Genomic DNA, 1,598 nt, shown 5'->3' with positions numbered 1-1,598 from the left:
GTTGTCGATCGCCTTGGGTGACGATGTCAGGTACGTGGATTGACGTTAGCAAGTTCGCGCGGAGTGCCTTCGCGATTTTTCGGCTATCAACCGGATCGGTTTTGCTGGACGCGTCTTTATCGGATGTCGGAATATCGGCAGCGTTTACGACAAGGCATTCAAAACCGAAAGGTTTGAGCTCCCTGTAAATCCAGTATCCAAGTTTGGTGGCTTCGTAAGCACAGATGACCGCAGCGCCCGGGAAGTTTCGATCAAGGTATGTTTTCAATGCCTCCGGCGAAGGCGGTTGCGTGAATGTACGATGATGTGCCGCGTCAGTGAAGATGCTGACACTCCACTGCTTCTTGTGCACGTCAATACCGACATACAATTTGAATAGATGTTGAGAAAGTGTTTCCATATCTCCGGTGTTTTGAACAAATTTACGAACGCACAAACGGAGCCGGGATGATTACATGGGAACTATACGTCATGCCGGCACCGTGACGTTTTATTTTGATATCTTTGGAGTGCCGGCACAACGTATAGCAAAGCGTTATGGGCAAGGCTAAATAAAGGACGTGAACCGATTAGACTTAATATTATTCATTCTACTTTCGACCATCTCGGTGTTCAAGACATTTGGGACCGCACAGGTTCCGGATAGACTCGTGTATAAGGGAGACACTCTTTCAATATTTGCCAACCCACTCGAATTACTCTACAGTGATGATTCACAAAGACCAAAGTTCTTTGGCGATAAAGAAGGCTGTAACTCGACAGCATGCTGGCGAGGATATCAAGCAGAGTGGGTTATCATAGACGGACAACTTTACCTGACCGGAATTTTTAGCTGTTGTTTTTATGATGACAAAATCAAAGCTGATTTGACGGCACTTTTCGGTAGTAAGTTTGTAGACGGGAAAGTCAAAGCTGACTGGGTTACAGGCAACATTATTGCTCCACAGGGGAAACAATTATACTACGTTCACATGGGATATGAATCTCTCTACGAAAAAGAGTTAGAGTTTCAATTCAGAAACGGTGGACTTATTGGGACAAAGACTTATGATAATTCTAAGTCAAGACAGTCGAATTACAGCAAAGATCCAGAAAAGTTAAAAGAATTTATCTACTCACATATTAATTGGACAAGACTACCCAAATCTAAGGAGCCTGTAAAAGTATTTATTCAATTCTCTGCGAATGAAAACGGTATTGTCGACAGTACTAAAGTCATGAACGGATATGATGCAACGTTTGATCGTGAAGCAGAACGAGTTGTCAAAGCAATACCTGAATGGGACGTTTACTATCGACATGAAAAGCTTGAGAGAAGAAAATGGACGATGCCGATCATTTTCAGCGAGGACAATCGAAAGAAATATCAAAAATGAGCGGAGTGCGCCCTGCCCATAACAATGCATTCCATGAATAATCCCTTTTGCTAACGTTGAGACGAATTTAGTGTTTCTATTCTCAGGATGCATATTAAAATTCATTTTTCTACAAATGCTGTATTCGAAAAAATGAACGCTCTGTCAAGGGTGGACGCGTAATTCGCCTGTGCGATATGGAGCGTCCATTCACCATGCCCTTGAAAGGGCGTTCATCTTTTT

2 protein-coding genes are annotated in these 1,598 nt (G+C 43.1%); one reads left to right on the top strand and one right to left on the bottom strand.

Going from position 1 to position 1,598, the window contains the following annotated elements; translation table 11 throughout:
• On the bottom strand, positions 1 to 400 hold a 400-nt coding region (locus DQQ10_RS27685; RefSeq protein ID WP_165824153.1), incomplete at its 3' end, for an IS110 family transposase.
• Positions 401 to 560: 160 nt separating this feature from the next.
• Between DQQ10_RS27685 and DQQ10_RS27680 the strand changes: the two genes are divergently transcribed.
• The gene (locus tag DQQ10_RS27680) at positions 561 to 1,376 is read left to right on the top strand and encodes a hypothetical protein (protein WP_133259793.1); all 816 of its coding nucleotides are present in this window, start codon (positions 561 to 563) and stop codon (positions 1,374 to 1,376) included.
• The last annotated feature ends 222 nt before the right edge of the window (positions 1,377 to 1,598 follow it).

Origin of the sequence: Pseudochryseolinea flava (assembly GCF_003286915.1) — a bacterium.
Classification (GTDB): Bacteria; Bacteroidota; Bacteroidia; order Cytophagales; family Cyclobacteriaceae; genus Ohtaekwangia; species Ohtaekwangia flava.
The sequence above is the reverse complement of the archived record's forward strand: the minus strand, read 5'-3'. Positions and strand labels throughout refer to the sequence as shown.